At 33.2% G+C, this 25,025-nt stretch carries 18 protein-coding genes and 1 tRNA gene; 13 read left to right on the top strand and 6 right to left on the bottom strand.

The window, feature by feature from the left end; translation table 11 throughout:
* Positions 1 to 5 precede the first annotated feature (5 nt).
* The 5 genes from ilvA to ilvD all read right to left on the bottom strand — a co-directional run bounded on the left by ilvA (position 6) and on the right by ilvD (position 6,908).
* The gene (ilvA, locus tag WNY78_RS02245; RefSeq protein ID WP_342871548.1) at positions 6 to 1,274 is read right to left on the bottom strand and encodes a threonine ammonia-lyase IlvA; all 1,269 of its coding nucleotides are present in this window, start codon (positions 1,272 to 1,274) and stop codon (positions 6 to 8) included.
* A gap of 80 nt (positions 1,275 to 1,354) precedes the next feature.
* A complete protein-coding gene (gene ilvC, locus WNY78_RS02250; RefSeq protein WP_342871549.1) occupies positions 1,355 to 2,857 on the bottom strand; it encodes a ketol-acid reductoisomerase in 1,503 nt (500 codons plus the stop codon).
* Between the two features lie 13 nt (positions 2,858 to 2,870).
* Positions 2,871 to 3,398, bottom strand: coding sequence for an acetolactate synthase small subunit (ilvN, locus tag WNY78_RS02255; RefSeq protein WP_342871550.1), 528 nt, complete (start codon positions 3,396 to 3,398; stop codon positions 2,871 to 2,873).
* Position 3,399: 1 nt separating this feature from the next.
* Positions 3,400 to 5,136: a biosynthetic-type acetolactate synthase large subunit gene (gene ilvB, locus WNY78_RS02260; RefSeq protein WP_342871551.1), complete on the bottom strand. Its 1,737-nt coding sequence runs from the start codon at positions 5,134 to 5,136 to the stop codon at positions 3,400 to 3,402.
* Positions 5,137 to 5,228: 92 nt separating this feature from the next.
* Complete coding sequence (gene ilvD, locus WNY78_RS02265) at positions 5,229 to 6,908, bottom strand: dihydroxy-acid dehydratase (RefSeq protein WP_342871552.1); 1,680 nt, start codon at positions 6,906 to 6,908, stop codon at positions 5,229 to 5,231.
* A gap of 543 nt (positions 6,909 to 7,451) precedes the next feature.
* Between ilvD and WNY78_RS02270 the strand changes: the two genes are divergently transcribed.
* From WNY78_RS02270 to WNY78_RS02300, 7 genes are all read left to right on the top strand, one after another.
* Positions 7,452 to 7,865, top strand: a complete 414-nt coding sequence (locus WNY78_RS02270) for a hypothetical protein (RefSeq protein ID WP_342871553.1) — start codon at positions 7,452 to 7,454, stop codon at positions 7,863 to 7,865.
* Between the two features lie 108 nt (positions 7,866 to 7,973).
* Positions 7,974 to 11,681, top strand: coding sequence for an efflux RND transporter permease subunit (locus WNY78_RS02275; RefSeq protein ID WP_342871554.1), 3,708 nt, complete (start codon positions 7,974 to 7,976; stop codon positions 11,679 to 11,681).
* Positions 11,678 to 12,913: a TolC family protein gene (locus tag WNY78_RS02280; RefSeq protein WP_342871555.1), complete on the top strand. Its 1,236-nt coding sequence runs from the start codon at positions 11,678 to 11,680 to the stop codon at positions 12,911 to 12,913. The genes WNY78_RS02275 and WNY78_RS02280 overlap by 4 nt, the downstream gene beginning before the upstream one ends.
* Positions 12,914 to 12,916: 3 nt before the next feature.
* Entirely contained in the window at positions 12,917 to 13,648 is a 732-nt protein-coding gene (locus tag WNY78_RS02285; protein WP_342871556.1) for a MauE/DoxX family redox-associated membrane protein, read from the top strand.
* A gap of 12 nt (positions 13,649 to 13,660) precedes the next feature.
* Positions 13,661 to 14,137 carry a DUF305 domain-containing protein gene (locus WNY78_RS02290; RefSeq protein WP_342871557.1) on the top strand — a complete coding sequence of 159 codons (477 nt, stop codon included), beginning with the start codon at positions 13,661 to 13,663 and terminating at the stop codon, positions 14,135 to 14,137.
* Entirely contained in the window at positions 14,127 to 15,905 is a 1,779-nt protein-coding gene (locus WNY78_RS02295) for an efflux RND transporter periplasmic adaptor subunit (RefSeq protein WP_342871558.1), read from the top strand. The genes WNY78_RS02290 and WNY78_RS02295 overlap by 11 nt, the downstream gene beginning before the upstream one ends.
* Before the next feature lie 35 nt (positions 15,906 to 15,940).
* Positions 15,941 to 16,366: a heavy-metal-associated domain-containing protein gene (locus WNY78_RS02300; RefSeq protein WP_342871559.1), complete on the top strand. Its 426-nt coding sequence runs from the start codon at positions 15,941 to 15,943 to the stop codon at positions 16,364 to 16,366.
* A gap of 179 nt (positions 16,367 to 16,545) precedes the next feature.
* Here WNY78_RS02300 and WNY78_RS02305 read toward each other — a convergent pair.
* Positions 16,546 to 16,621 (bottom strand) — tRNA-Phe (locus WNY78_RS02305).
* Between the two features lie 191 nt (positions 16,622 to 16,812).
* Here WNY78_RS02305 and WNY78_RS02310 point away from each other — a divergent pair.
* The 6 genes from WNY78_RS02310 (at position 16,813) to WNY78_RS02335 (ending at position 24,906) form a co-directional block, all read left to right on the top strand.
* Complete coding sequence (locus WNY78_RS02310; protein ID WP_342871560.1) at positions 16,813 to 17,541, top strand: type III pantothenate kinase; 729 nt, start codon at positions 16,813 to 16,815, stop codon at positions 17,539 to 17,541.
* On the top strand, positions 17,541 to 18,845 hold the full coding sequence (locus WNY78_RS02315; protein ID WP_342871561.1) for a hypothetical protein: 1,305 nt from the start codon (positions 17,541 to 17,543) through the stop codon (positions 18,843 to 18,845). Before WNY78_RS02310 ends, WNY78_RS02315 begins: the two co-directional genes overlap by 1 nt.
* A 16-nt stretch (positions 18,846 to 18,861) precedes the next feature.
* A complete protein-coding gene (locus WNY78_RS02320; protein ID WP_342871562.1) occupies positions 18,862 to 20,244 on the top strand; it encodes a hypothetical protein in 1,383 nt (460 codons plus the stop codon).
* Positions 20,245 to 20,814 (top strand): LPS export ABC transporter periplasmic protein LptC, encoded by a 570-nt coding sequence (gene lptC / locus WNY78_RS02325; protein ID WP_342871563.1) that lies wholly within the window; start codon positions 20,245 to 20,247, stop codon positions 20,812 to 20,814.
* Between the two features lie 243 nt (positions 20,815 to 21,057).
* Entirely contained in the window at positions 21,058 to 22,347 is a 1,290-nt protein-coding gene (locus WNY78_RS02330) for a hemolysin family protein (protein WP_342871564.1), read from the top strand.
* 399 nt (positions 22,348 to 22,746) lie between these two features.
* Positions 22,747 to 24,906, top strand: a complete 2,160-nt coding sequence (locus WNY78_RS02335; RefSeq protein WP_342871565.1) for a peptidylprolyl isomerase — start codon at positions 22,747 to 22,749, stop codon at positions 24,904 to 24,906.
* Positions 24,907 to 25,025: the final 119 nt, after the last annotated feature.

The raw sequence follows: 25,025 nt of genomic DNA on the forward strand, positions 1-25,025 counted from the left end.
GTTATTTAAACTAAGAATTGAAATAAATCAGGTTTATCATTTAAGTAATCTCCATAAAAATTATGAAGCTTCATTTTTGTAATTAATGGTTCTAAATCATTTGGTGATTTTAACTCCAAACCAACAACTGCAACATCATTTTCGCGGTTTGCTTTTTTTGTATATTCAAAATGAGTAATATCATCTGTAGGACCTAAAATATCCACAACAAAATCTCTTAAAGCTCCTGTGCGTTGTGGGAACTTAACAATGAAATAGTGTTTTAGATTGGCGTAGAGTAGCGCACGTTCTTTAATTTCGGCAGTACGTGTGATATCATTATTGCTACCGCTAATGACACAAACCACGTTTTTACCTTTTATTTCTTCGGAAAATTGATCTAGCGCAGACAAACTCAAAGCTCCTGCAGGTTCGACGACAATAGCATCTTTATTGTATAGGTCTAAAATTGTCTGACAAATTTTACCTTCATCTACGGTAACTACACGATGTAGTGTTTCTTTGCAAATTGCAAAATTCAAATCACCAACACGCTTTACAGCTGCTCCATCTACAAAGCTATCTATAGAGTTTAATGTAATGTTTCTATTATTTCTTATCGAGTTTAACATCGCTGGAGCTCCTTTTGGCTCTACACTAATAATTTTTGTTTGAGGTGATAATATTTTAAAAACAGAAGATAATCCTGCTGCAAGACCGCCACCTCCAACAGGTACAAATACATAATGGATTGGTAGTTCTTTAGCCTGATCTATAATTTCTAATCCAACGGTTGCTTGACCTTCGATTACTTTTTCGTCGTTAAATGGATGAATAAAAGTCTTGTTTAATGCCTCAGATTGTTTTATTGCTTCATGGTATGCATCATCAAACGTATCACCAATCAAAACAACCTCAACATAATCCTCTCCAAACATTTTTACCTGCTCAATTTTTTGATTAGGCGTTGGAGAAGGCATGAAAATAGTACCTTTTATTTTTAAAAGTTTACAAGATATAGCGACACCTTGCGCATGATTTCCTGCACTAGCACACACAATCTCATTTTCAATTTGAGACGTGTTTAAAGATGCGATTTTGTTATAAGCACCTCGAATTTTATAAGAACGTACGTCTTGTAAATCCTCTCTTTTAAAATAAATATTAGCAGCATAATGCTTAGAGTAGCGTGCATTTTTAATTAATGGTGTCACAGATGCGATACCTCTTAGTTTTTCTGCTGCAGCTTCAATAGCTTTTAGTGTAGGTCTGTATATTGTTGTGGTTTCTTCCATGTTTGCTTCCCACGAAAGTGGGAATCTTATTTTTTAATACCTACAAGGTTTTGAAACCTTGCAGGATATAAATCTCTTTTTTACGCGAAAACTGAATCTTCTATTTTTTCATCAGATTTTATGATTTTCATAGCTGTCATTGCAGTTCTTAAACGTTGACCAACAGCTTCAATAGGATGATTTCTAATAGCGTCGTTTACTGCAATTAATTCAAGATTATCTGCAGCGTTAGATTTAGAAAACGATTTTCCAATGATATCTGTATTTACAGTTTTCATGAAATCTGTTAATAAAGGTTTGCAAGCATGATCAAATAAATAACAACCATATTCTGCAGTATCTGAAATAACTCTGTTCATTTCAAATAATTTCTTTCTAGCGATTGTGTTAGCAATTAATGGTAATTCGTGTAACGACTCGTAGTAAGCAGAATCTTCAATAATTCCAGCGCTTACCATAGTTTCGAATGCTAATTCAACACCAGATTTTACAAAAGCAACTAATAAAACTCCATGATCAAAGTACTCTTGTTCTGAAATGTGATCTGACGTTAATGCTGTTTTTTCAAAAGCAGTTTCACCAGTTTCAGCTCTCCATTTTAATAAGTTTGCATCATCATTAGCCCAATCTTCCATCATGGTTTTTGAGAAATGACCAGAAATAATATCATCCATATGCTTTTCAAATAATGGACGCATGATATCTTTTAATTCTTCGGAAAGGTTAAACGCTTTAATTTTTGCTGGATTAGATAACCTGTCCATCATGTTAGTAATTCCACCATGCTTCAACGCTTCAGTAATAGTTTCCCAACCAAACTGAATTAATTTTGCGGCATAACCAGGTTCAATTCCTTGGTCAACCATTTTGTCGAAACTTAAAATGGCACCTGTTTGTAATAAACCACATAAAATAGTTTGTTCTCCCATTAAATCACTTTTTACCTCTGCAATAAAAGATGATTCTAGCACACCAGCTCTATGTCCACCAGTTGCAACAGCATACGCTTTTGCTTGAGCCCAGCCTTTTCCTTCAGGATCATTTTCTGGATGTACAGCAGTAAGGGTTGGTACTCCAAATCCACGTTTGTACTCTTCACGAACTTCAGTTCCTGGACATTTTGGTGCTACCATGATAACTGTTATATCCTCACGAATTTTTGTACCTTCTTCAACAATATTGAAACCATGAGAATAACTTAAAGTTGCTCCTTTTTTCATTAATGGCATTACCGCTTTTACAACATTTGTGTGTTGCTTGTCTGGTGTTAGATTTAATACCAAATCTGCTGTTGGAATTAGGTCTTGATACGTACCAACATTAAAATTGTTTGATGTAGCATTTATAAACGAATCACGTTTTTGATCGATGGCTACTTGACGCAAAGCATAAGAAATATCTAAGCCAGAATCTCTCATATTTAAACCTTGATTTAAGCCTTGAGCACCACAACCTATGATTACGATTTTCTTTCCTTTTAATACAGTCACACCATCTTCAAATTCTGAAGCATCCATGAAACGACATTTTCCTAATTGTTCTAATTGTTTTCTTAATGGTAATGTGTTGAAATAATTTGACATTTTTCAGTTGTTTTTAATGTTGCAACGCTGTAAGCATTGTTGATATTTTCATTTCGTCTTTAGTCACTGCAATACGTCCTGAGCGTGTATATTGCATGATTCCAAAAGTGTTTAATTCTCTATATAGTAAATCTATTTCTTCTTTTCTGCCAGATTTTTCAATTACAAAAAAGGCCTTGTTAACAGTGACAATTCTAGCATTACTATCTTTAATAATGTTCTGAATCTGACGTTCTTCAAAAAGTAAATCAGATTTCATTTTAAAGATACAAGACTCTTGATAAATGGTGTCTTCTTCGGTATGATAAAACGCTTTAATCACTTCGACTTGCTTTTCAATCTGACCAATGATTTTTTTCATTTGTTCTTCGGAAAGTTTAACAACCATGATCCATTTCGTTACATTTTCAATTTCAGAAACTGAAGAATTAATACTCTCCACGTTGATATGTCTCCTTTGAAAAATTGCTGAAATCCGATTTAATAATCCAATATTATTTTCGGTATATATTGTTACTGTATATGTTGTTTGTTCACTCATATTACTCTAATCTTATATCTGAAACACTTGCTCCTGTTGGAATCATTGGGAATACATTGCCTTCTTTTTCTACTCTAACTTCTAAAAAATAAGGACCTTCACTTGCAATCATTTCTTTAACAGCAGCTTTTAAGTCTGTTCTAGTCGTTACTTTTTTAGCGTCAATAAAATATCCCTTGGCAATCGCTACAAAATCTGGGTTTACCATTTCCGTAGAAGCATAACGTTTATCAAAAAATAGCTGTTGCCATTGACGAACCATCCCAAGAAACTCGTTATTTAAAACCACAATTTTTACTGGGACTTTTTGTTGAAAAATAGTACCCAACTCTTGTATTGTCATTTGGTAACCACCATCACCAATAATTGCTACCACATCGCGATCTGGTGCAGCCATTTTTGCTCCAATTGCAGCAGGAAGTGCAAATCCCATGGTTCCTAATCCACCAGAGGTGATATTACTTTTTGTTTTGTTGAAATCGGCATAGCGACAAGCAATCATTTGGTGCTGTCCAACATCACTCACAATTGCTGCTTCGCCTTTGGTTTGTGTATTAATTTCTTTTAATACTTCACCCATTGTTAAGCCTTCTTTAGTAGGATGCAGGTCGTTTTTTATAACTTTCTCGTATTCAATTTTATATAAATCTTTAAATTTTTGATGCCAAGCGTCATGTGAATTTTTATTTAGCAAAGGCAATAATGAAGCTAAACTCGTTTTTGCGTCTCCTAAAACTGCAACATCGGTTTTTACATTTTTATCAATTTCTGCAGGATCAATATCAAAGTGAATTACTTGAGCTTGTTTTGCATAAGTGTCTAAATTGCCAGTTACACGATCGTCAAAACGCATACCAATAGCAATTAAAACATCACATTCATTTGTTAATACATTTGGCGCATAATTACCGTGCATTCCAACCATTCCCACGTTTAAATCATGAGATGTTGGAATAGCAGAAGCGCCTAAAATGGTCCAAGCCGATGGGATTCCTGCTTTTTCAATCACGGCTTTAAATTCAGCTTCAGCTTTACCTAAAATAATACCTTGTCCCCAAACTATCATTGGTTTCTTAGCATTGTTAATTAGATCTGCAGCAGCTTTGAGTGAATTTATATCTGTATCAGGAACAGGTTTATAACTGCGTATTCCAGTGCATTTTTCGTATTTAAAATCAAATTCTTCAAACTGAGCATCTTTAGTAATGTCAATTAAAACTGGTCCTGGCCTTCCGCTTTTAGCAATATAAAATGCTTTAGCAATGGCTTCAGGAATTTGTGATGCTTTAGTAATTTGACAATTCCATTTGGTTACAGGTGTAGAGATGCCAACAATATCAGTTTCTTGAAACGCATCGCTTCCCAATAAATGAGAACCTACTTGACCAGTGATACAAACCATTGGAGTAGAATCTATTTGTGCATCTGCAATACCAGTAATCAAGTTAGTTGCACCTGGTCCAGAGGTTGCAATGCAAACACCAACTTTTCCCGAAATACGAGCATAACCTTGTGCAGAATGAGTTGCGCCTTGTTCATGACGTGTTAACACATGATGAATTTTATCTTGATACTTATATAGTTCATCATAAACTGGCATAATTGCGCCTCCAGGATATCCATAAAGAATATCTACACCTTCGGCTAACAAACATTTTATAATAGCCTCACTACCTGAGATTCGCTCTGAGGTTTGGGTGTTTTCTTCTTTTTTGTTTATAGTTTGAGTTTCTTTCATATACTCGTTTTTTTCCTTCTTACTCTTACGTTTTATATCGCGACTTAATTATTGTTTCTCTATTGTGAGATTCCTTTTTTCAAAGAACTTTGTTAAAATTCATCAGTTACACAGCCTTTTGAAGCTGATGATACTGTTCTTGCATATTTATAAAGGACGCCACGTTCAAATTTTAATTCTGGTGCTTTCCATGTTTGTCTTCTTTTTTGTAATTCTTCTTCGGAAACTTCAACTGAAATAGAATTGGTTTCAGCATCAATAGTAATAAGGTCTCCATCTTTTACTAATGCAATTGTACCGCCTTCTTGAGCTTCAGGTGTAATATGTCCAACGACAAATCCATGTGTTCCGCCTGAAAATCTTCCATCTGTAATTAGAGCGACATCTTTACCTAAACCTGCTCCCATAATTGCTGCAGTTGGTTTTAGCATTTCTGGCATTCCTGGACCTCCTTTTGGACCTTCATATCTTATGACAATCACATCACCTTTTTCTACTAATCCATCTCTTATACCATCGTTTGCTGCGTATTCACCTTCGAATACTTTAGCTTTTCCAACAAAACTTAAACCTTCTTTTCCTGTTATTTTTGCAACACTTCCTTCGGTTGCTAAATTTCCGTAGAGCATACGTAAGTGACCGGAAACTTTGATTGGTTCTTCAATTGGTTTGATGACATCTTGACCAACTTTTAAATCCTCGACATCTAGTAAATTTTCTGCTAATGTTTTTCCGGTAACGGTTAAACAATCACCATGAAGCATTCCTTTTTTAAGTAGATATTTCATAACTGCAGGAATTCCTCCAACAGCATGAACGTCTTCCATGAGGTATTTTCCGCTAGGTTTTAAATCTGCTAAAAATGGAGTATTGTCACTTATATCTTGAAAATCTTTCAATGTAAAATCTATTTGAGCTGCTCTTGCAATAGCTAAAAAGTGTAGCACTGCATTTGTAGAACCTCCAAGTATGGTGACTAATCGTACAGCATTCTCAAGAGATTTTCTTGTAATAATATCACTAGGTTTAATATCTTTTTCTAATAGTAAACGCAAAGCTTCACCAGCTTTTACTGATTCTTCTTTTTTAGCATCACTCAACGCAGGATTTGAAGAGTTGAAAGGCAAGGTCATACCTAAAGCTTCAATTGCAGATGCCATTGTATTTGCTGTGTACATGCCACCACAAGCTCCAGCTCCAGGACATGCTTTTTCAACGATGTTTTGGTATTCGGTTTCGTTCATAGTGCCTGCGACTTTGCTTCCCCAAGCTTCAAAAGCCGAAACAACGTCTAATTTTTGTCCGTTATGACAACCGGAATCTATTGTTCCACCATACACTAAAATACTTGGACGATCTAAACGTATCATTGCCATTAAAGCGCCTGGCATATTTTTATCACAACCTACAACAGTGATTAAACCATCGTAACTCATTGCTTGCACAACGGTTTCCATAGAATCTGCAATAATATCTCGTGAAGGTAAAGAATAACGCATTCCAGGAGTTCCCATAGAAATACCGTCACTTACTCCAATCGTATTAAAAATTAAGCCGATGACGTCCTCGTTCTTAGTTCCTTGTTTAACTAGTTTTGCTAAATCATTAAGATGCATGTTGCAAGGATTACCTTCGTATCCTGTACTTGCAATCCCAACAATAGGTTTGAAAAAATCTTCTTTAGTTAATCCAATGGCATGAAGCATAGCTTGCGCTGCAGGCTGTGTTGGATCTTGTGTTACGGTTTTACTGTACTTGTTTAACTGACTCATATTTTTGTTTACTAAATCTAAAGTAATTGTTTACTAGTTTTTGATGATTGCTATTATTTGTTTTACGCTAAAGTCAATGGAGAGAACATTTATTTAAAAAGTTGATAATCAGTTTTTTAAATATGATATTGTATGATGTTCAAGTGTGCTAAATTTTTTACATAAAAAAAGCCTTCCGATGTTAAGGAAGGCTTTAAATAAATTTATGTTTTAATTTATCATAACATTCCTAGGCTTCGTGAAATAATCACGATGCTATTAATAGAAACGATAGTGTTGACTTGTTTGTTCATTGTAAATTCAAATATTAGAAATTATTTTTTGGATTCCTAATGTTTAATTGTGAAAACTGAGAAATAAATAGAAAGATTAGCTTTTTAATGGTTCTGATAACGAGACAAAAGTGTAGCTGTTTTAATTAGGGTTTCGCGAAATATAAATTAATTTAATCCATTTTTTAATCAGAAATACAATTCTTAAACTGTTTAAACTTCTGTTAAACAAAATTAAGAGTTGTTAAAATTTTCTACCTTTACAGCTAATATGAAGCAAGTATTACATAAAATAATGTCTTTTGCAATGGCTTTTGTAGTGTTATTCTCTACAATGTCGTTCACAGTAAATATGCATTATTGTGGTGATAATTTGGTCGAAACTGCAGTTTTTAAAAAAGCAAAAGGTTGCGGAATGGAAATGGAAAAACCATCATCTGAAGGCTGCTCTATTACTAAAAAGAATTGCTGTAATAACGAACAATCAGTAGTTGACGGTCAAGATGAATTACAACTACAATTAGACAAAATTACGTTTGAGCAACAAGTATTCATAGCTTCATTTGTTCATACCTATATTAACCTTTTCGAAGGTTTAGATAATAATGTATCTTCTTATGAAGAATACAAACCACCACTCGTCGTCAGGCAAATCTTCAAGATTGACGAGACGTATTTAATTTGATTTTTAAACAATAGACTGTGTTATCCTATGGCTTTTTGCTGTGTGGATAATTTGTTGTATTCGGTGTTTTCTCAACATCAATGTCTAACTGTTTAATAATCAAACTATATGCTTAATAAAGCAATCAAATTTCTTATAGAGAATAAACTCGTTGCAGTACTACTACTCGTCCTTTTCGTAGGATGGGGAACAGTAAATGCACCTTTCAATTGGGATACAGGATTTTTACCAAGCAATCCTGTAGCTGTAGATGCAATTCCAGATATTGGTGAAAACCAACAAATTGTATTTACAAAGTGGGATGGTCGTTCACCACAAGATATTGAAGACCAAATTACCTATCCATTAACCACATCCTTGTTAGGTATTCCTGGAGTAAAAACCATCCGTAGTTCGTCTATGTTTGGCTTTTCAAGTATCTATATCATTTTTGAAGAAGACAAAGAATTTTACTGGAGTAGAAGTCGTATTCTCGAAAAATTAAACTCATTACCAAATAGTTTATTGCCTGAAGGTGTTAATCCTGCTTTGGGTCCAGATGCCACAGGATTAGGACAAATATTTTGGTACACTCTTGAAGGTCGTGATGAAAACGGAAATGTTACTGGCGGTTGGGATTTACAAGAGTTACGAAGTATTCAAGATTACTATGTAAAATATACGCTATCCTCTGCAAGTGGAGTTTCTGAAGTAGCTTCAATTGGTGGTTATGTTCAAGAATACCAAGTAGATGTAAATCCAGAATTGATGCGTCAATATAATATTGGATTGCAACACGTTGTAAAAGCGGTTAAGGAAAGTAATAAAGACATTGGTGCACAAACTATTGAAATTAATAATGCAGAATATTTAGTACGTGGTTTAGGTTATGTGAAATCTATTGAAGACATAGAAAATGCAGTAGTCACTTCCGAAGATTATACAGCAATACGAATCAAAGATATTGGAAAAGTCTCTTTAGGTCCAGCAACACGTAGAGGAATATTAGATAAAGAAGGAGCGGAAGTTGTTGGTGCTGTTGTAGTAGCGCGATATGGTGCAAACCCAATGGAAGTAATCAATAATGTAAAAAAGAAAATTAACGAATTAAGTGCAGGATTACCTTCAAAAGTATTAGCAGATGGTAGAACCTCACAAGTCACCATTGTACCATTTTATGATAGAACAGTACTAATTCAAGAAACATTAGACACACTTAACGAGGCATTGACTTTAGAAATCCTAATTACCATTTTGGTTATTATCATTATGGTATTTAATCTTCGAGCTTCAATATTAATTTCTGGCTTATTGCCTGTTGCGGTTTTAATGGTTTTTATAGCTATGAAGTTCTTTGGTGTAGATGCAAATATTGTCGCTTTATCTGGTATTGCAATTGCTATTGGTACAATGGTTGATGTCGGTGTCATACTTTCAGAAAACATTATTAGGCACTTGGATGAAGATGATGGAACAAAACCCATTAATATGGTAGTTTATAATGCCACAGCAGAAGTTTCAGGCGCTATTGTTACCGCAGTAATGACAACAATAATCAGTTTCATTCCTGTATTTACTATGATTGGTGCAGAAGGTAAATTATTTAGACCATTAGCCTTTACAAAAACCTTTGCTTTAACAGCATCTATTATTATTGCCTTGTTTTTAATACCACCATTTGCAGCATTTTTATTCAGAAAGAAAAGCATTAAAAACACTTTTAAATATGTTTTAAATGGTGTTTTAATAGCTTTAGGTATCGTAGCAATAGTCTATGGGTATTGGTTAGGATTGATTTTGATAGCTTTTGGAATTACAGCATTTCTCAATCTTCAAAATAAAATAACAGGCAAACAAGCTAATCTTGTCAATATCATTATTTCATCATCAGCAATCATATTTCTGTTAGCCGAATATTGGAGACCATTAGGTGTTGATAAAAGTATCTTTTGGAATCTCATTTTTGTAAGTGTTATATGTTTTGGTTTATTAGGTGTTTTCTCATTATTCATTAAATATTACACACGTATTTTAAGGTGGTGTTTAGATAATAAATTGTTGTTTTTATCTGTACCAACAGCTATTGTAATTGCAGGGTTTTTCATTATGAAGAACACAGGCAAAGAGTTTATGCCATCCTTAAATGAAGGTTCATTTCTACTAATGCCAACCTCAATGCCTCATTCTGGCGTAGAAGAAAACAAACGAGTTTTACAGCAATTAGATATGGCAGTTGCCAGTATTCCAGAGATTGAAACGGTAGTTGGTAAAGCAGGTAGAACAGAATCAGCGTTAGACCCAGCACCTCTATCAATGTATGAGAATATCATTCAGTATAAACCAGAGTATATGCTGAATGAAAGCAGAGTACGCCAGCGTTACAAAGTAAATGAGGACGGCTGGTTTGAATTAAAAGATGGTCGTTTAATTGCAAATCCAAATAATTCCGAAAATGTTACTTATAGTACAGTTAAAAGGTCTCAATTAATTGAAGACAAGGATGGCGAATACTATCGTAATTGGCGACCAGAAATTGAATCACCAGACGATATTTGGGATGAAATCGTAAAAGTTACCAAATTGCCAGGTGTTACGTCAGCACCAAAGCTACAACCTATTGAAACCAGATTGGTAATGCTTCAAACAGGAATGCGAGCACCTATGGGAATTAAAGTAAAAGGTCAAGATTTAAAGCAAATTGAAGCGTTTGGAGTGCAATTAGAAAACATTATCAAGCAAGCCGAAGGCGTTAAAAAGGAAGCTGTTTTTGCAGACCGTATCGTTGGTAAACCCTATTTGTTAATTGATATTGATAGAGAGAAAATTGCACGTTATGGAATTTCTATACAAGATGTTCAGGATGTATTAAAAGTCGCAGTTGGTGGTATGGTATTAACACAAACGGTTGAAGGTCGTGAGCGATATGGTGTTCGTGTGCGATACCCAAGAGAATTAAGAGCAAATCCAACAGACTTGCAACAAATTTATGTGCCAGTTGAAAAAGGCAGTCCTGTTCCATTAAGTGAATTGGCAACCATTCGCTACGAACAAGGGCCACAAGTCATTAAAAGTGAAGACACCTTTTTAGTAGGTTATGTACTGTTCGATAAATTAGATGGTTTTGCAGAAGTAAGCGTTGTTGAAAATGCACAAGCATTGATTCAAGAAAAGATAGATTCTGGTGAATTAATAGTTCCAAAAGGAATCAACTATGCATTCACAGGAACTTATGAAAATCAATTACGAGCAGAAAAAACGCTATCTGTTGTTGTACCATTAGCCTTGGCAATAATCTTTTTAATACTGTATTTCCAATTCCGTTCTGTAGCAACCTCATTAATGGTGTTTACTGGTATTGCAGTAGCTTTTGCAGGTGGCTTTATAATGATATGGCTTTATGGTCAAGATTGGTTTTTAAACTTCAACTTCTTTGGCGAAAATATGCGAGACTTATTTCAGATGCATCCCATTAATTTAAGTGTAGCGGTTTGGGTTGGGTTTATTGCACTATTCGGTATTGCAACAGATGATGGTGTAGTAATGGCAACCTATTTAACGCAGACTTTTGATAGAAATACACCAGAGAATAAAAAGGAAATTAGAGCGTCCATAGTAGAAGCAGGAGAAAAACGAATCAGACCCTGTTTAATGACAACAGCAACAACCATATTAGCATTATTACCAATACTCACATCTACAGGACGAGGAAGCGATATAATGATTCCAATGGCAATACCAAGTTTTGGAGGAATGCTCATAGCCTTAATAACCTTATTTGTAGTGCCAGTATTATATAGCTGGAAATCCGAAGTTCAACTAAAAAGAGCAACAAAATGAAATACATAAAAATCAATATAAAAACAGTCTTTGTTCTTTGCTCTTTATGCTTCGTGCTTTCTGCGCAAAGTCAAGAGTTGGAAACGCTTATTGATGTTGCATTAAATAACAATCCAGAAATTCAAAAATTTGAGTTGCAATACAAAAGAGCTTCCGAAAAAGTAAACGAGGTCAATACCATTCCTAATACCGAATTTGGTGTAGGTTACTTTGTGAGCGAACCAGAAACCAGAACAGGAGCGCAACGATTTAAAGTATCTGCTAAACAAATGTTACCGTGGTTTGGTACAATTACTTCAAGAGAAAATTATGTCAGTTCATTAGCTGATGCAAAATATGAAGACATTGTTATTGCAAAGCGAAAATTGATGGCTTCTTTATCACAATCCTATTATAATTTATACGCCAACAAAGCGAAACAAAAAGTGCTAACAGAAAACATTAAACTATTGGAAACCTATGAGACATTAGCACTAACCTCGGTTGAAGTTGGCAAAGCTTCAGCGGTAGATGTATTGCGATTACAAATGCGTCAAAATGAAATTCAACAACTAAAAGATGTTTTAAGTCAACAGTTTTTAGCAGGACAAACGAATCTGAATAACCTTTTGAATCGGGAAAATGATGTTGCTGTTACTGTGGTAGATAGTTTAATTATGCCTTCAGAAAACTTTGAAATCATTACTGAAAATTTAGCCTTACACCCTGAATTACTAAAATTCGATAAACTTTATCAGTCGGTAGAGCAATCCGAATTATTAAACCAAAAAGAAAGCAGCCCAATGATTGGTTTTGGCTTAGACTATATCAATGTTTCCGAAAGACCAGATATGAATTTCTCGGATAACGGTAAAGATATTGTGATGCCTATGGTTTCCGTGTCAATCCCAATTTTTAATAAAAAATATAAATCTCAAACCAAGCAAAATGAGTTAGAACAGCAAGAAATAACAGTTCAAAAACAAGAACGATTAAACATTTTGGAAACGCTTTTAAGCAAGGCGATTAATGAACGTATTTCTGCAAGAATAAGTTATGCAACGCAAACCAAGAACTTAAAACAAGCCAAAGATGCTGAAGACATTTTAATCAAAAGCTACGAAACAGGAACGATAGATTTTAATGATGTTTTGGATATTCAAGAATTACAACTAAAATTTCAAATGAACCAAATAGAGTCTATTAAGGGCTACTATGTGCAAAGCACAATTATTAATTATTTAATTCAGTAAACTATGAAACACACATATAAAATAGAAGGAATGACTTGCAATAACTGCAAGGCTTCCGTAGAAAAAAAGTTAAATGCTTTAAACCATGTTACCAAAGTTTCGGTTAATCTTGAAAAAGGTGAAGCTGAAATAATTATGGATAAGCATATAGATACAGAAACATTAAAAAGTGCATTACCAGAAAAATATACATTATCTGAAAAACAAGAAAGAAATGTGTTTGCTTCTTCAACTATGTCGGCAATGCCAATGGAAGAAGAAAAAAGCAAGTTGCAACAATTAAAACCTCTTTTGCTTATTATTTTTTATATCGCTTCGGCAAGTGTATTGTTACATTATAAAAATTGGAATTGGCAAGATTTTATGCTTGACTTTATGGGTTTATTCTACATTGTATTTAGTTTTTTTAAAATGCTAGATTTAAAGGGTTTTCCAGAGTCATTTAGTATGTACGATCCATTAGCAAAACGAATACCTGCTTACGGAAAAATTTACCCATTTATTGAAACAGCATTAGGTCTTATGTTTTTATTGCGATTCGAAGTCAATATCGCGCTCATCATTACCCTTGTCGTTTTAGGGATAACCACAATTGGTGTTACAAAAACGTTGTTGGATAAAAAGTCTATTCGATGTGCTTGTTTAGGTACAGCCCTTAAACTACCAATGACAGAAGCCACTTTTATAGAAAACGCAATTATGATAGTTATGGCAAGTTTAATGTTAATCTTTTAATTCAAAATTATTATGGAAAATCACAACACTATGAAAAAATCAAATTACAAGAAATTTGGTCTAATGATGTTAGTGTCATTTATTATGATGTACGCTATTATGTTTTTAAATGTCTTTGAATTAGATCATGTTTTAGTGAGCACAACAAGAACTTACATGACCTTGTTAATGGTCGCGCCAATGGCAGTTTCAATGCTATTGTTTATGTGGAAGATGTATAAGAATACTAAAGTTAATTATACGATTATTGGTATTTCCACTATCGTATTTTTTGGATGTCTTTACGGGTTGAGAACGCAAACACCCATTGGTGATGTTCAATGGATGAAAGCGATGATACCTCACCATTCATCAGCTATTTTGACAAGTTCTAATGCAAATTTTCAAGATGCTGAAGTTCAAAAGTTAGCAAATGATATTATTGAAGCACAAAAAAGAGAAATTGCAGAAATGAAAGCCATAATAAAACGATTAGAAAATGAAAAATAATAACATAGTCATATATATAGGTTTACTCGCATTAGGTTTGCTCTTGGGTTGGTTGCTATTTGGAGGTTCATCAGTTGAAAGTGCGGAACACAATCATACGGAAACAACGGAAATCAATCAAATGTGGACGTGTTCAATGCATCCACAAATTATGCAACCAGAACCAGGTGATTGTCCTATTTGCGGTATGGACTTAATTCCTGCCGAAAGTGGAAGTGATGGTCTGTTAGCAGACCAATTCAAGTTAACCGAAAATGCGATGGCTTTAGCCAATATTCAAACAACTGTTGTAGGCAAAGGAAATGTTGATGGCAACACCCTTAAATTATCTGGTAAAATTGCTGAAAATGAAGAAGCAAACGCAGTACAAGTCAGTTATTTTTCGGGTAGAATAGAACGTTTGAATGTTAGTTTTACAGGCGAAAAAGTCCGTAAAGGTCAATTATTAGCAACCATTTATTCGCCAGAATTGTATGCAGCACAACAAGAGTTAATTACAGCATCATCTTTAAAGGAATCACAACCTGCATTGTACAAGGCGGTTCGCAATAAATTGAAGTTGTGGAAGCTATCTGAAAATCAAATCAATCAGATTGAAGAAACAGGAAAAGTGAAAGAAAACTTTCCAGTCTATGCTACGGTTTCAGGAACAGTTACCGAAAAATTAGTAGAACAAGGCGATTACATTAAACAAGGTCAACCATTGCTTAAAATTGCAAATCTCAATACGGTTTGGGCAAACTTTGATGTATATGAAAATCAAATCGATTTATTTAAAAAGGAACAAGAAGTTTTAGTGACTACAAACGCTTATGCTAATAAGGAATTTAAAGGGAAAGTAGATTTCATTGACCCAATTTTAAATACTAAAACAAGAACAGTAACCTTACGTGTGGTGCTTAATAATAAGAACGATGTATTTAAACCAGGAATGTTTGTAACCGCCAATATTGAACGAGTTTCAAGTAGTAATGATGAGGTATTAACAATTCCAGCCTCTGCTGTACTTTGGACAGGTGAACGTTCTGTTGTCTATTTAAAAACCAATCCAGACCAAACCGTTTTTGAAATGCGTGAAGTTGTTTTAGGTAATCAAATTGGTAATGAATATGAAGTTTTAGAAGGATTATTTGTTGGAAATGAAATCGTAACTAACGGAACTTTTACGGTTGATGCAGCAGCTCAATTACAAGGTAAAAAATCAATGATGAATAAAGATGGTGGCAAAGTAATGACTGGTCACGAAGGACATTTAGGAATGGATAATAATGCATCAAAAAAAGAAAGTGGCCATACTAATATGAACGAAAGATTGACAGTATCAGAGAAATTTCAAGAACAACTAAAAGTTGTTTACAATGATTATATCAATTTAAAAGATGCTTTAGTTAAAGAAATTTCAAAAAATACTTCTGTTAATGCAACAAGTTTATTAAACAATTTAAGTAAAGTTGATATGAAATTATTATCAGACAATAATGCTCATACACATTGGATGTCATTAGTAAAAGAAATACAATCTTCTGCGACATCTATTTCTAAAACCTCTGATATAAAGGCTCAAAGAGACCATTTCAAGCATTTATCATCACATCTAATCAATGCGGTTCAATTATTTGGTGTCAATGAAAAAGTGTATGTAGAATTTTGTCCAATGGCAGATAACAACAATGGTGCTTATTGGTTGAGTAAAGAAGAAAAAGTAATCAATCCATATTTTGGTGAAGCAATGCTAACCTGTGGAGAAGTAAAACAAGTAATAGAATAATAATAAATCAAGTAATAACAATTAAATTTTAAACAATGAAGAAAGTAATTTTAAGTGTAGTTGCAATAGCAGCATTAGGTTTAACAAGTTGTAAAAACGAAACTAAAAAAGTTGAAGATACTACAAAAACAGAAGTGTCAAAAGAAATCGCAATGACAGATTTATCTTTTGGAGTAAGAGGAAATTGTGGTATGTGTAAAAGTACCATTGAAAAAGCAGCCAATAGTGTTGAAGGTGTTGTAAGTGCCAATTGGGATGTCGATAAAAAGAAGATTGATGTTTCTTTTGATGATACCAAAACAGATGCAATGGCAATTCATAAAGCAATAGCAGCATCAGGGTATGATACAGAAAAAGTTATAGGAAGTGAAGAAGCTTATAAAGATTTACCCGGTTGTTGTCAATATGACCACGAAATGATGATGAATCAATCTGGCGAAATGAAATCGGATACTCATTAAATTCATAATATCAATAAAAGTAAGAACGGAGCTCCATTTAAGAGTTCTGTTCTTTCTTCAAAAAATAAGTCAACACATATCGAAACTGTTCAAATAATTTCTTATGTCCCTATTGTTGTCCCTATATAAAACCAAAAAAGCCCTAAATCATTTGAAATCAAATGTTTAGGACTTTTTGATGGTGGTGCCTCCAGGAATCGAACCAGGGACACATGGATTTTCAGTCCATTGCTCTACCAACTGAGCTAAGGCACCAGTAGCATAAAAATGCGAGTGCAAATATAGACTCATTTTTATTATTCACAAAAATAAAATTCAAAAAAATTATTTATTATTTATTATGTGCTTTAAATCATTGATTTGAACCTAAATAATGTTATAATTTGGTTAATTACTATAATAACTTGAGACTTCGTTTCGTAGTTTTATCACTTTTAAGACATTCTATGAATTTAATTGTTGATGTAGGAAACACATTTGTCAAGTTTGCTGTTTTTAGTAATGGTAAGCTAAAAGAGAGAATAGTTGGTGAAGTCAATGACTTTAGTGAATTGGCAATTGATGTGTTGAAAGCGTATCCTAGGATTGATAAAGCCATAATTTCTTCCGTAGGAAAATTAAAAACAGCACATATAAAAACACTTAAGAGTAAAGTTAATGTTATAGTACTCTCTCATGAACTCAAATTACCGTTCATAAATTTATATGCAACACCTAAAACGCTTGGAGTAGATAGAATAGCTCTAGTTTGTGGCTCTGTTGAGCAGTTTCCCAATAATAACGTGCTAATTATTGATGCAGGAACTTGCATAACGTATGATTTTGTAAATGCTAAAAATGAATATTTAGGAGGCGCTATTTCTCCAGGAATTAGATTACGATATAGAACTTTAAATAATTTAACTGCTAATTTGCCGTTATTGGATACACATTTACCTGAAGATATTTTAGGGAACTCTACCCAAAATTCAATACACTCAGGTGTTGTGTTTGGAGTTTTAAAAGAAATTGATGGTGTGATTGATGAATATGCTAAAAAATATTCAGATTTAACAGTTATTTTAACAGGAGGAGATACCAATTTCTTGTCAAACCAATTAAAAAATAGCATATTTGCCAACTCAAATTTTCTTTTAGAAGGTTTGAATTTTATTTTAGAATATAACTCACAATAATGATAAAGAAACTTGTAATAGTTTTAGTCACTTTTTTTGCAATACAATCGTATGGTCAAGAAGGTACCGCATCTCCATATTCTTTCTACGGAATTGGAAGCTTGAAATTTAAAGGAACAGTTGAAAATAGAAGTATGGGTGGATTGAGCATCTATACAGATAGTATTCATGTAAATTTAAGAAATCCTGCTGCGTATGTTGGTCCAGACTTAACAATTTGGAATAATGAAAACAGACCAGTAAAATTTTCTATTGGAGCCAGTCATAACAGTACAACTTTGAAAGCCAATTCTGGTGAAGCAAAGGTAAGCTCTACAACATTTGATTACCTCGCATTGTCAATGCCATTAGGTAAATTTGGATTTGGATTTGGATTAGTGCCCTATTCTTCGGTAGGTTACAAATTAGAAGATACAAATGAAGATGTAATTACCAATAGATACAGTGGAGAAGGAGGAGTCAATAAAGCGTTTTTAGGCTTAGGTTACAAAATCACAGATAAATTAAGTGCTGGTATTGATATGAATTATAACTTCGGAAACATCCAAAACAGCGCAATTGAGTTTGTTTATGATGATGAAGGTAATTTGGTGCAATATCAATCTAGAGAGAATAATCGTTCAGATTTAAGTGGTCTTAACTTTAATATTGGTTTAACATATAGAACCATGATTAATGAAAAGTTAGAACTACAGGCAGGATTAACATACTCTCCAAAAAGTGACTTATCTTCAATAAATGAAAGATCTTTTTCTACAATTGTTATAAGTTCTCAAACTGGTCAAGAGTTTGTAATTAACGAAGTCGAAGGTGATTTAGCGTCTCAAGGTTTAGAAGAAACAGACCTGACGTTGCCATCTAGGTTCTCATTTGGAGCTGGTATTGGTAAACCTAGAGCTTGGTTTATAGGTGGAGAATATACAAGTCAAAATACAAGTGAGTTTTCTAATCCTATAGTCTCAATAGAAAATGCTAATTTTGTAAATGCTTCAAATGTGTCGTTTGGTGGTTTTTATATTCCAGATTATAATTCTTTTGGAAGTTACTGGAAACGAGTAACCTATAGAGCTGGTATTCGTTTTGAGAATACGGGTTTAGAAATTAATGATAAAACCATAAATGAGTTTGGCATGTCTTTTGGAGTAGGGTTACCAGTCGGGAATGTGTTTTCAAATGCAAATATTGGTGTTGAGTTCGGAAAAAGAGGAACAACTACCCAAAATCTTATACAAGAAAACTTTTTTAGACTACAAATTAGTTTATCATTAAACGATAGATGGTTTGAAAAAAGAAAATATAACTAACGTAAATTACAAGAAGATGAAAACGAGAATTACACTAATCATAGCAGCACTCTTAATGGTGACAAACTTCGGTTTTGCTCAGCAAGATCAAGATTGTATGCTTAACTTAACAATGTTTAACGACTATGTTAAGAGTAAAAAATATGACGAGGCTTATGAACCATGGATGAAAGTTAGAAGCAAATGTCCAAAGTTTAATCTTACTATATATAAGTACGGAGAGAAAATTTTAGATCATAAAATTGAATCATCTACTGGTGCAGAAAAAATAGCATTTATTGAAGATTATATGAAACTTTTAGATGAAGCTAATGTTAATTTTGAGAGTAAATACAGTAAAGGAGAAATTGAAGAGCAAAAAGCACTGCTTAAATACGAAAGTCAAAAAGCACTAGGTCTTACAGATTTACAAATATTTGAAGCTTTTGATAATGTTTTTGAAAACTACAAAGAAGACTTTAAAAGCACTAAAGGTTTATATGTTTACTTTACAAAAACAGTAGATTTATTTAAAGCTGGGAAATTTGAACTTCAAAAAGTATTTGATAAGTATGATGATGTTAATGACCAATTAGAAGGGTTAAATGACAAATACTCTATTTCATTAAATAAATTAATTGAAAAAGAAACTGCTGGTACTGCATTAACTAAAAAAGAAGGTCAATATAAAAATTTCTATGAGAAATCATTAGAAGCTAATGATAAGATCTCAGGAAGTTTAGATTCTTACATTGGTGAATTAGCTAACTGTGAAAACTTAATCCCATTATACAAAAAGGATTTTGAAATGAACAGATCTAATGGAGCTTGGTTAAAGAGAGCTGTTAGTAAAATGTATAATAAAGATTGTACAGATGATCCACTATATATAGAATTGGTTAAAGCTTACGATCAAGCAGACCCTTCTGCAGATACGAAGTACTTTGTGTCAACTGTATTAAGAAAAGAAGGTAAGACTGCTGAGGCTGATAGATATTTGAAAGAATCTTATGACATGCAGACAGATCCTATCAAGAAAGCTAGAATGGCAAAGAAAACTGCTAACGATTTCAAGAAGAGAGGAAGCTTCGGTTCTGCTAGAACATATTACAGAGAAGCGTTGAAGTTAAACCCATCTGATGGTACACCACACTTATACATTGCATCTATGTATGCAAAAAGTGCTAATAACTGTGGAGACAATGCATTTAATAAAAGAGCAGTGTTTTGGTATGCAGCTCAAGAGGCTAGAAAAGCAGGTCAAGTAGATTCTAGATTAAAAAGTACTGCAGCAAAAACAGCAGCTTCTTACGAAGGAAACGCACCTACTAAAGCTGAAATATTTTCTGAAAACATGGCAGGTAAAACAATCAACATTGGATGTTGGATTGGAGGTAGTGTAAAAGTACCTAATCTATAAATGAAAATACCATTTTCACATATATCTAAAAGCATAGTCACAACAATTGTTGTGACTATGCTTTTTTCATGTGAAAGTAATATGAAAGACGTTCAACAAATTGGTGTGCTTCAAAATCAACCTGTAGGTGAAGCAAAAAACATTAATTTAAAATATACCGAAGCCAAAGACTCCATAGGTAAAGTCATTGCAAATCTTGAAAGCCCTAAAATGCTAGATTATTCTAATCGAGATTTTTCGTTTTCAGAGTTTCCAGATGGTGTGCGTTTATCATTGTATGATGAAAACAATCAAAAAAATGTGGTAATTGCAGATTATGGTATCGTTTACAATGCAACAGACTTAATCGATCTACAAGGCAACGTGATATTAATTACACCTCAAAATGACAGTTTGTTTGCAGAGCAGTTGTATTACGATCAAAAGAACGAATGGTTGTTCTCTAACCTTCCAGTGCGTTTAAAATCGGCTACAGCAAATAATGGTCATGGAGATATTTTTGACTCAGATACTAAATTTAAAAACTATACAATACTAGAAGGTCGAGGAGATATGATCTTAAAAGATTAGTTCTATTATAAAACATCTTATCTTTGTACTTTAATATTTATACTATCACATGAAGATTCTTCAGTTTTTTCAATACTTATATCTATTTTTTGCAGTATTATTTATTTATGATGGCTTCGTTAGTTGGGGAGAAGAAGGTCACAGATCAATTATATCCTTTGTTTTTGCTGCATTAGCGATATTTATGTTTTTCTTCAGAAAAAAATTCAGAAATAAATTTGGTAACCGCAACGGTTCTTAGTTATGGACTTTAGCATTGTGATCATTATTGTAATGTTATTGCTTTCGGCTTTTTTCTCCGGAATGGAAATTGCATACGTCTCATCCAATAAGATTCATATCGAAATTGAAAAAAAGCAAGGTGATTTTCTAGCAAATATTTTAACACGACTTACAGCAAAACCTTCAAAATTTATAGCAACAATGCTTATTGGTAACAATATAGCATTAGTTATTTATGGATTTGTAATGGGAGATGTTTTGATAAATTGGTTTCAATCTATGTTGCCATCACAATATCAAATTGTCACGTACTTGTTGACTGATTTAAACCTCTTGTCACAAACTATAATTTCAACTATTATTATTTTATTTACTGCGGAATTCCTCCCAAAAGTATTCTTTCAAATTTATGCTAATTCCTTTCTAAAGATCTTTGCTTTTCCAGCGTATGTTTTCTATGTGATGTTTTGGTTTTTGTCCTCTTTTATTATTTCAATATCAGATATCATACTAAAACGTTTTTTTAAGACAGAAGGTGATGATATTCAATTAGCGATGACAAAAGTAGAACTTGGAAACTATATTAGTGAACAAATGGAATCTGTAGAAGAACATGACGAAGTAGATAGTGAAATTCAGATTTTTCAGAATGCATTGGAGTTTTCCGAAGTAAAAGCTCGCGAAGTCATGGTGCCTCGTACAGAGATTATAGCTGTTGAAGTTAAAAAAACGATTCCAGAAATAAGTACGCTATTTATTGACTCTGGACTGTCTAAAATTTTAGTATACAAAGACAGTATAGATGATATTTTGGGTTACGTTCATTCGTTTGAATTGTTTAAAAAACCTACATCCATAAAAGCGATTACTATGTCTGTAGTTTATGTTCCTGCAACTATGTTAGTTAAAGATGTGCTTAATATTTTAACTAAAAAGAGAAAAAGTATGGCAGTTGTTATTGATGAGTATGGAGGTACTGCTGGTATAATGACCATCGAGGATATTGTAGAAGAGCTTGTAGGAGAAATTGAAGATGAACATGATAGTGTCGCTTTAATAGATGAGAAAATTGATGCTGATAATTATAAGTTTTCTGCACGTTTAGAAGTTGACTATATTAATGAAACATACAAACTCAATCTGCCAGTAGGAGAGAATTATGAAACTCTTGGCGGACTTATCGTTGATGAGACCGAAGAGATTCCTCAAGTTGATGCTCAAATTATCATTAACAATTTTAAATTCACCATTTTAGAAGTGTCTTCAAATAAAATTGATTTAGTGACACTTCAAATTATCCAAGAAGAATAGATTTTCTTTTTTAATATTTCCTTCGGAAATGTGCTAGAGATACATAATTTGTTTCCAAATTAAAGTACATGACTTTGCGAGAGGTTCAATGTGTCATTTATCCTATAAATACAATCCTTTAACCTACAATTGAAGTAAGCTAATTAAATTCAGTAATAAAAACATACATCTCCTTTTATTATTTGATAGAAAATGGTATTTTCGCCCACTTATTATTCAGAAATCATCTTGACTTTTTGTTTTAAACCGAAAAGTTTAGTTTTTGCGCTATAATGAAGGTGTTTTTTTCAACATAGCATCGCTACGTTTAAATAAAACAGCAAAATTAGAGTGTAAAATGGAAGTTTTGCAGGTGCAAGAAAAAGGCAATATGATTTCTATCTAAAAATATACAATATAATGGCAGTTTTAAATAAAATTAGACAACGTTCACTCTTTTTGATACTAATCATAGCACTAGCGTTATTTTCATTTGTACTTGCAGATCTATTTAAAAATAGTGATGCATTATTAGGTACAGCTCAAGATGTTGTAGCGACTGTAAATGGTAAAACTATTGATAGAACAGACTTTATGTCTAAAGTAGAAAACACACAAAGACAATTAGGTCCTGGTGCTACATCTACTCAAGCAATGAATAGAGTTTATGATCAAGAAGTACGTCGTGCAGTAATGAGCACACAATTTGATGAATTAGGTCTAACTGTTGAGCAAGATCAAATGAAAGATTTGTTAAAGCAAAATTTTGCATCTTATCCTGAGTTTCAAAACGAAGCTGGACTTTTTGATGAAAATAAATTAACAGAGTTTGTTGCTAATCTTAAAGCTATATATCCTGAACGCTCTGTTGTTGGAAACTTTCAATTAAATTATGATGATTGGGTTAATAGTGAAAACTCAATTGCTATTGGTGCTCAAGAAAGAGCCTACTATAATATGGTTAAAGCTGGAGTTAATGCAACATTAAACGAAGCTGAGGTAGATTATATGTTAGAGAATTCAACTAGAGACCTAAGATATGTTCAAATACCTTATTCTACAATCAATGATAGTTTAGTTGAAGTTACTAAAAGTGACATCACAGCTTACATCAATAAAAATAAAAAGAAATTTGAAGTAGAAGCATCTCGTGATATAGTTTATGTAGAGTTTAAAGAAGCGCCAAGTTTAGATGATGAAAATAATCTAAAAGCATCACTTACCGATTTTATAAACGGTAAAGCTATTTTTGAAGATGGTAAAAACGATACAATTAAAGCATTTAGAACTGTAAAAGCTGACGATTTAGAAAGCTACATTAACTATACTGCAGCTTCAGATTTGAATTACAATAATGCGTTTGTAAAAAAATCGGCATTACCTGCTGCTGTTGCAGATACATTGTACAATTTAAATGTTGGTGATGTCTATGGTCCTTATAAAGATGGTGCTATGATGAAATTGTCTAAAATGGTCGCTAAAAAGCAAGTACCAGATTCTGCAAAAGTTCGTCATATTTTAATTCCTCATGTTGGAGCATCAAGTGCAGCTCCAGATGTAACTAAAACAGTAGAGCAAGCAAAAGCAACTGCAGATAGCGTATTAGCAATTGTAAAAGCTAACCGTTCTAAATTCCCAGCATTAGTGACAGCATTGTCTTCAGATCAAGGAAGTGTAGAAAAAGGTGGTGTTTATGATTTTCATACTAGTACACAAATGGTAAAACCATTTAGCGATTTTGAATTTGAAAACAAAGTTGGAGATATTGGTGTTGTGAAAACACAATTTGGTTTTCATATCATTGAAATATTAGATCAAAAAGGATCTTCTAATGTTGTTAAGGTTGCTACAATTGCAAGAAAAATAGAGCCTTCTACAGAAACTATAGATAATGTGTTTACTGAAGCTTCAAAATTTGAGCTTGCAGTTCAAGATGGAGATTTCCAAAAAATAGCTGAAGAACGTAAATTAGCTGTAAAACCAGTAAATGGAATTAAAGTGTTAGATGAGCAAATCCCAGGATTAGCAAGTCAAAGACCTATGGTGCGTTGGGCATTTGAAAAAGAAACTAAAGTTGGCGATTTCAAACGTTTTACAATTCCTGGTGGTGGTTATGTTGTTGCTCAAGTAACTAAAATAACCAAGAAAGGCTTAATGGATCCAGAAACAGCGTCTGCTTCTGTATTAACTGATATTAGAAAAGAAAAGAAAGCTGAAATGATACGCGCTAAAGTAACAGGAACTACTGTTGATGATGTTGCTAAAAATCAAGGCAGACCAGCAACAAGTGCATCTGCAGTGAATATGAAAAACCCAACGCTTACAGGAGCAGGTCTAGAACCTAAAGTTGTAGGTGTAGCATTTGGATTAAAAGATGGTGAAACTTCTGGATTAATTAATGGAGACAGAGGTGTATACATGGTAACCGTTTCTAATATCCAAGACGCAACAAAATTAGATAACTATCAATCTATTGCAGCTCGTTTAAGTACTGCAAGATCAAGTGCAGCTCAAACTAAAGTGTATAATGCTTTAAAAGAAACTGCAGATATTGAAGATAATAGAGCAATGTTCTACTAGTAGAAACTCTTATTATATATTAAAAAGCTCCACAATTTTGTGGAGCTTTTTAGTTTTTAATCTGAATTTTTATATAAACCATATGTCAACCTGAACTTGTTTCAAGTTCTCATTATTTT

The organism is Psychroserpens sp. AS72 (assembly GCF_038900375.1).
Classification (GTDB): domain Bacteria; phylum Bacteroidota; class Bacteroidia; order Flavobacteriales; family Flavobacteriaceae; genus Psychroserpens.

Excerpts from the sequence above, each read along its gene's own strand:
- ilvD (WP_342871552.1), bottom strand. The coding sequence starts at position 6,908 with ATGAGTCAGTTAAACAAGTACAGTAAAACCGTAACACAAGATCCAACA.
- WNY78_RS02270 (WP_342871553.1), top strand. The coding sequence starts at position 7,452 with ATGAAGCAAGTATTACATAAAATAATGTCTTTTGCAATGGCTTTTGTA.
- WNY78_RS02295 (WP_342871558.1), top strand. The coding sequence starts at position 14,127 with ATGAAAAATAATAACATAGTCATATATATAGGTTTACTCGCATTAGGT.
- WNY78_RS02320 (WP_342871562.1), top strand. The coding sequence starts at position 18,862 with ATGAAAACGAGAATTACACTAATCATAGCAGCACTCTTAATGGTGACA.
- WNY78_RS02315 (WP_342871561.1), top strand. The coding sequence starts at position 17,541 with ATGATAAAGAAACTTGTAATAGTTTTAGTCACTTTTTTTGCAATACAA.
- lptC (WP_342871563.1), top strand. The coding sequence starts at position 20,245 with ATGAAAATACCATTTTCACATATATCTAAAAGCATAGTCACAACAATT.
- WNY78_RS02275 (WP_342871554.1), top strand. The coding sequence starts at position 7,974 with ATGCTTAATAAAGCAATCAAATTTCTTATAGAGAATAAACTCGTTGCA.
- WNY78_RS02335 (WP_342871565.1), top strand. The coding sequence starts at position 22,747 with ATGGCAGTTTTAAATAAAATTAGACAACGTTCACTCTTTTTGATACTA.
- ilvN (WP_342871550.1), bottom strand. The coding sequence starts at position 3,398 with ATGAGTGAACAAACAACATATACAGTAACAATATATACCGAAAATAAT.
- ilvB (WP_342871551.1), bottom strand. The coding sequence starts at position 5,136 with ATGAAAGAAACTCAAACTATAAACAAAAAAGAAGAAAACACCCAAACC.
- WNY78_RS02330 (WP_342871564.1), top strand. The coding sequence starts at position 21,058 with ATGGACTTTAGCATTGTGATCATTATTGTAATGTTATTGCTTTCGGCT.
- ilvC (WP_342871549.1), bottom strand. The coding sequence starts at position 2,857 with ATGTCAAATTATTTCAACACATTACCATTAAGAAAACAATTAGAACAA.
- WNY78_RS02310 (WP_342871560.1), top strand. The coding sequence starts at position 16,813 with ATGAATTTAATTGTTGATGTAGGAAACACATTTGTCAAGTTTGCTGTT.
- ilvA (WP_342871548.1), bottom strand. The coding sequence starts at position 1,274 with ATGGAAGAAACCACAACAATATACAGACCTACACTAAAAGCTATTGAA.
- WNY78_RS02280 (WP_342871555.1), top strand. The coding sequence starts at position 11,678 with ATGAAATACATAAAAATCAATATAAAAACAGTCTTTGTTCTTTGCTCT.
- WNY78_RS02290 (WP_342871557.1), top strand. The coding sequence starts at position 13,661 with ATGGAAAATCACAACACTATGAAAAAATCAAATTACAAGAAATTTGGT.
- WNY78_RS02300 (WP_342871559.1), top strand. The coding sequence starts at position 15,941 with ATGAAGAAAGTAATTTTAAGTGTAGTTGCAATAGCAGCATTAGGTTTA.
- WNY78_RS02285 (WP_342871556.1), top strand. The coding sequence starts at position 12,917 with ATGAAACACACATATAAAATAGAAGGAATGACTTGCAATAACTGCAAG.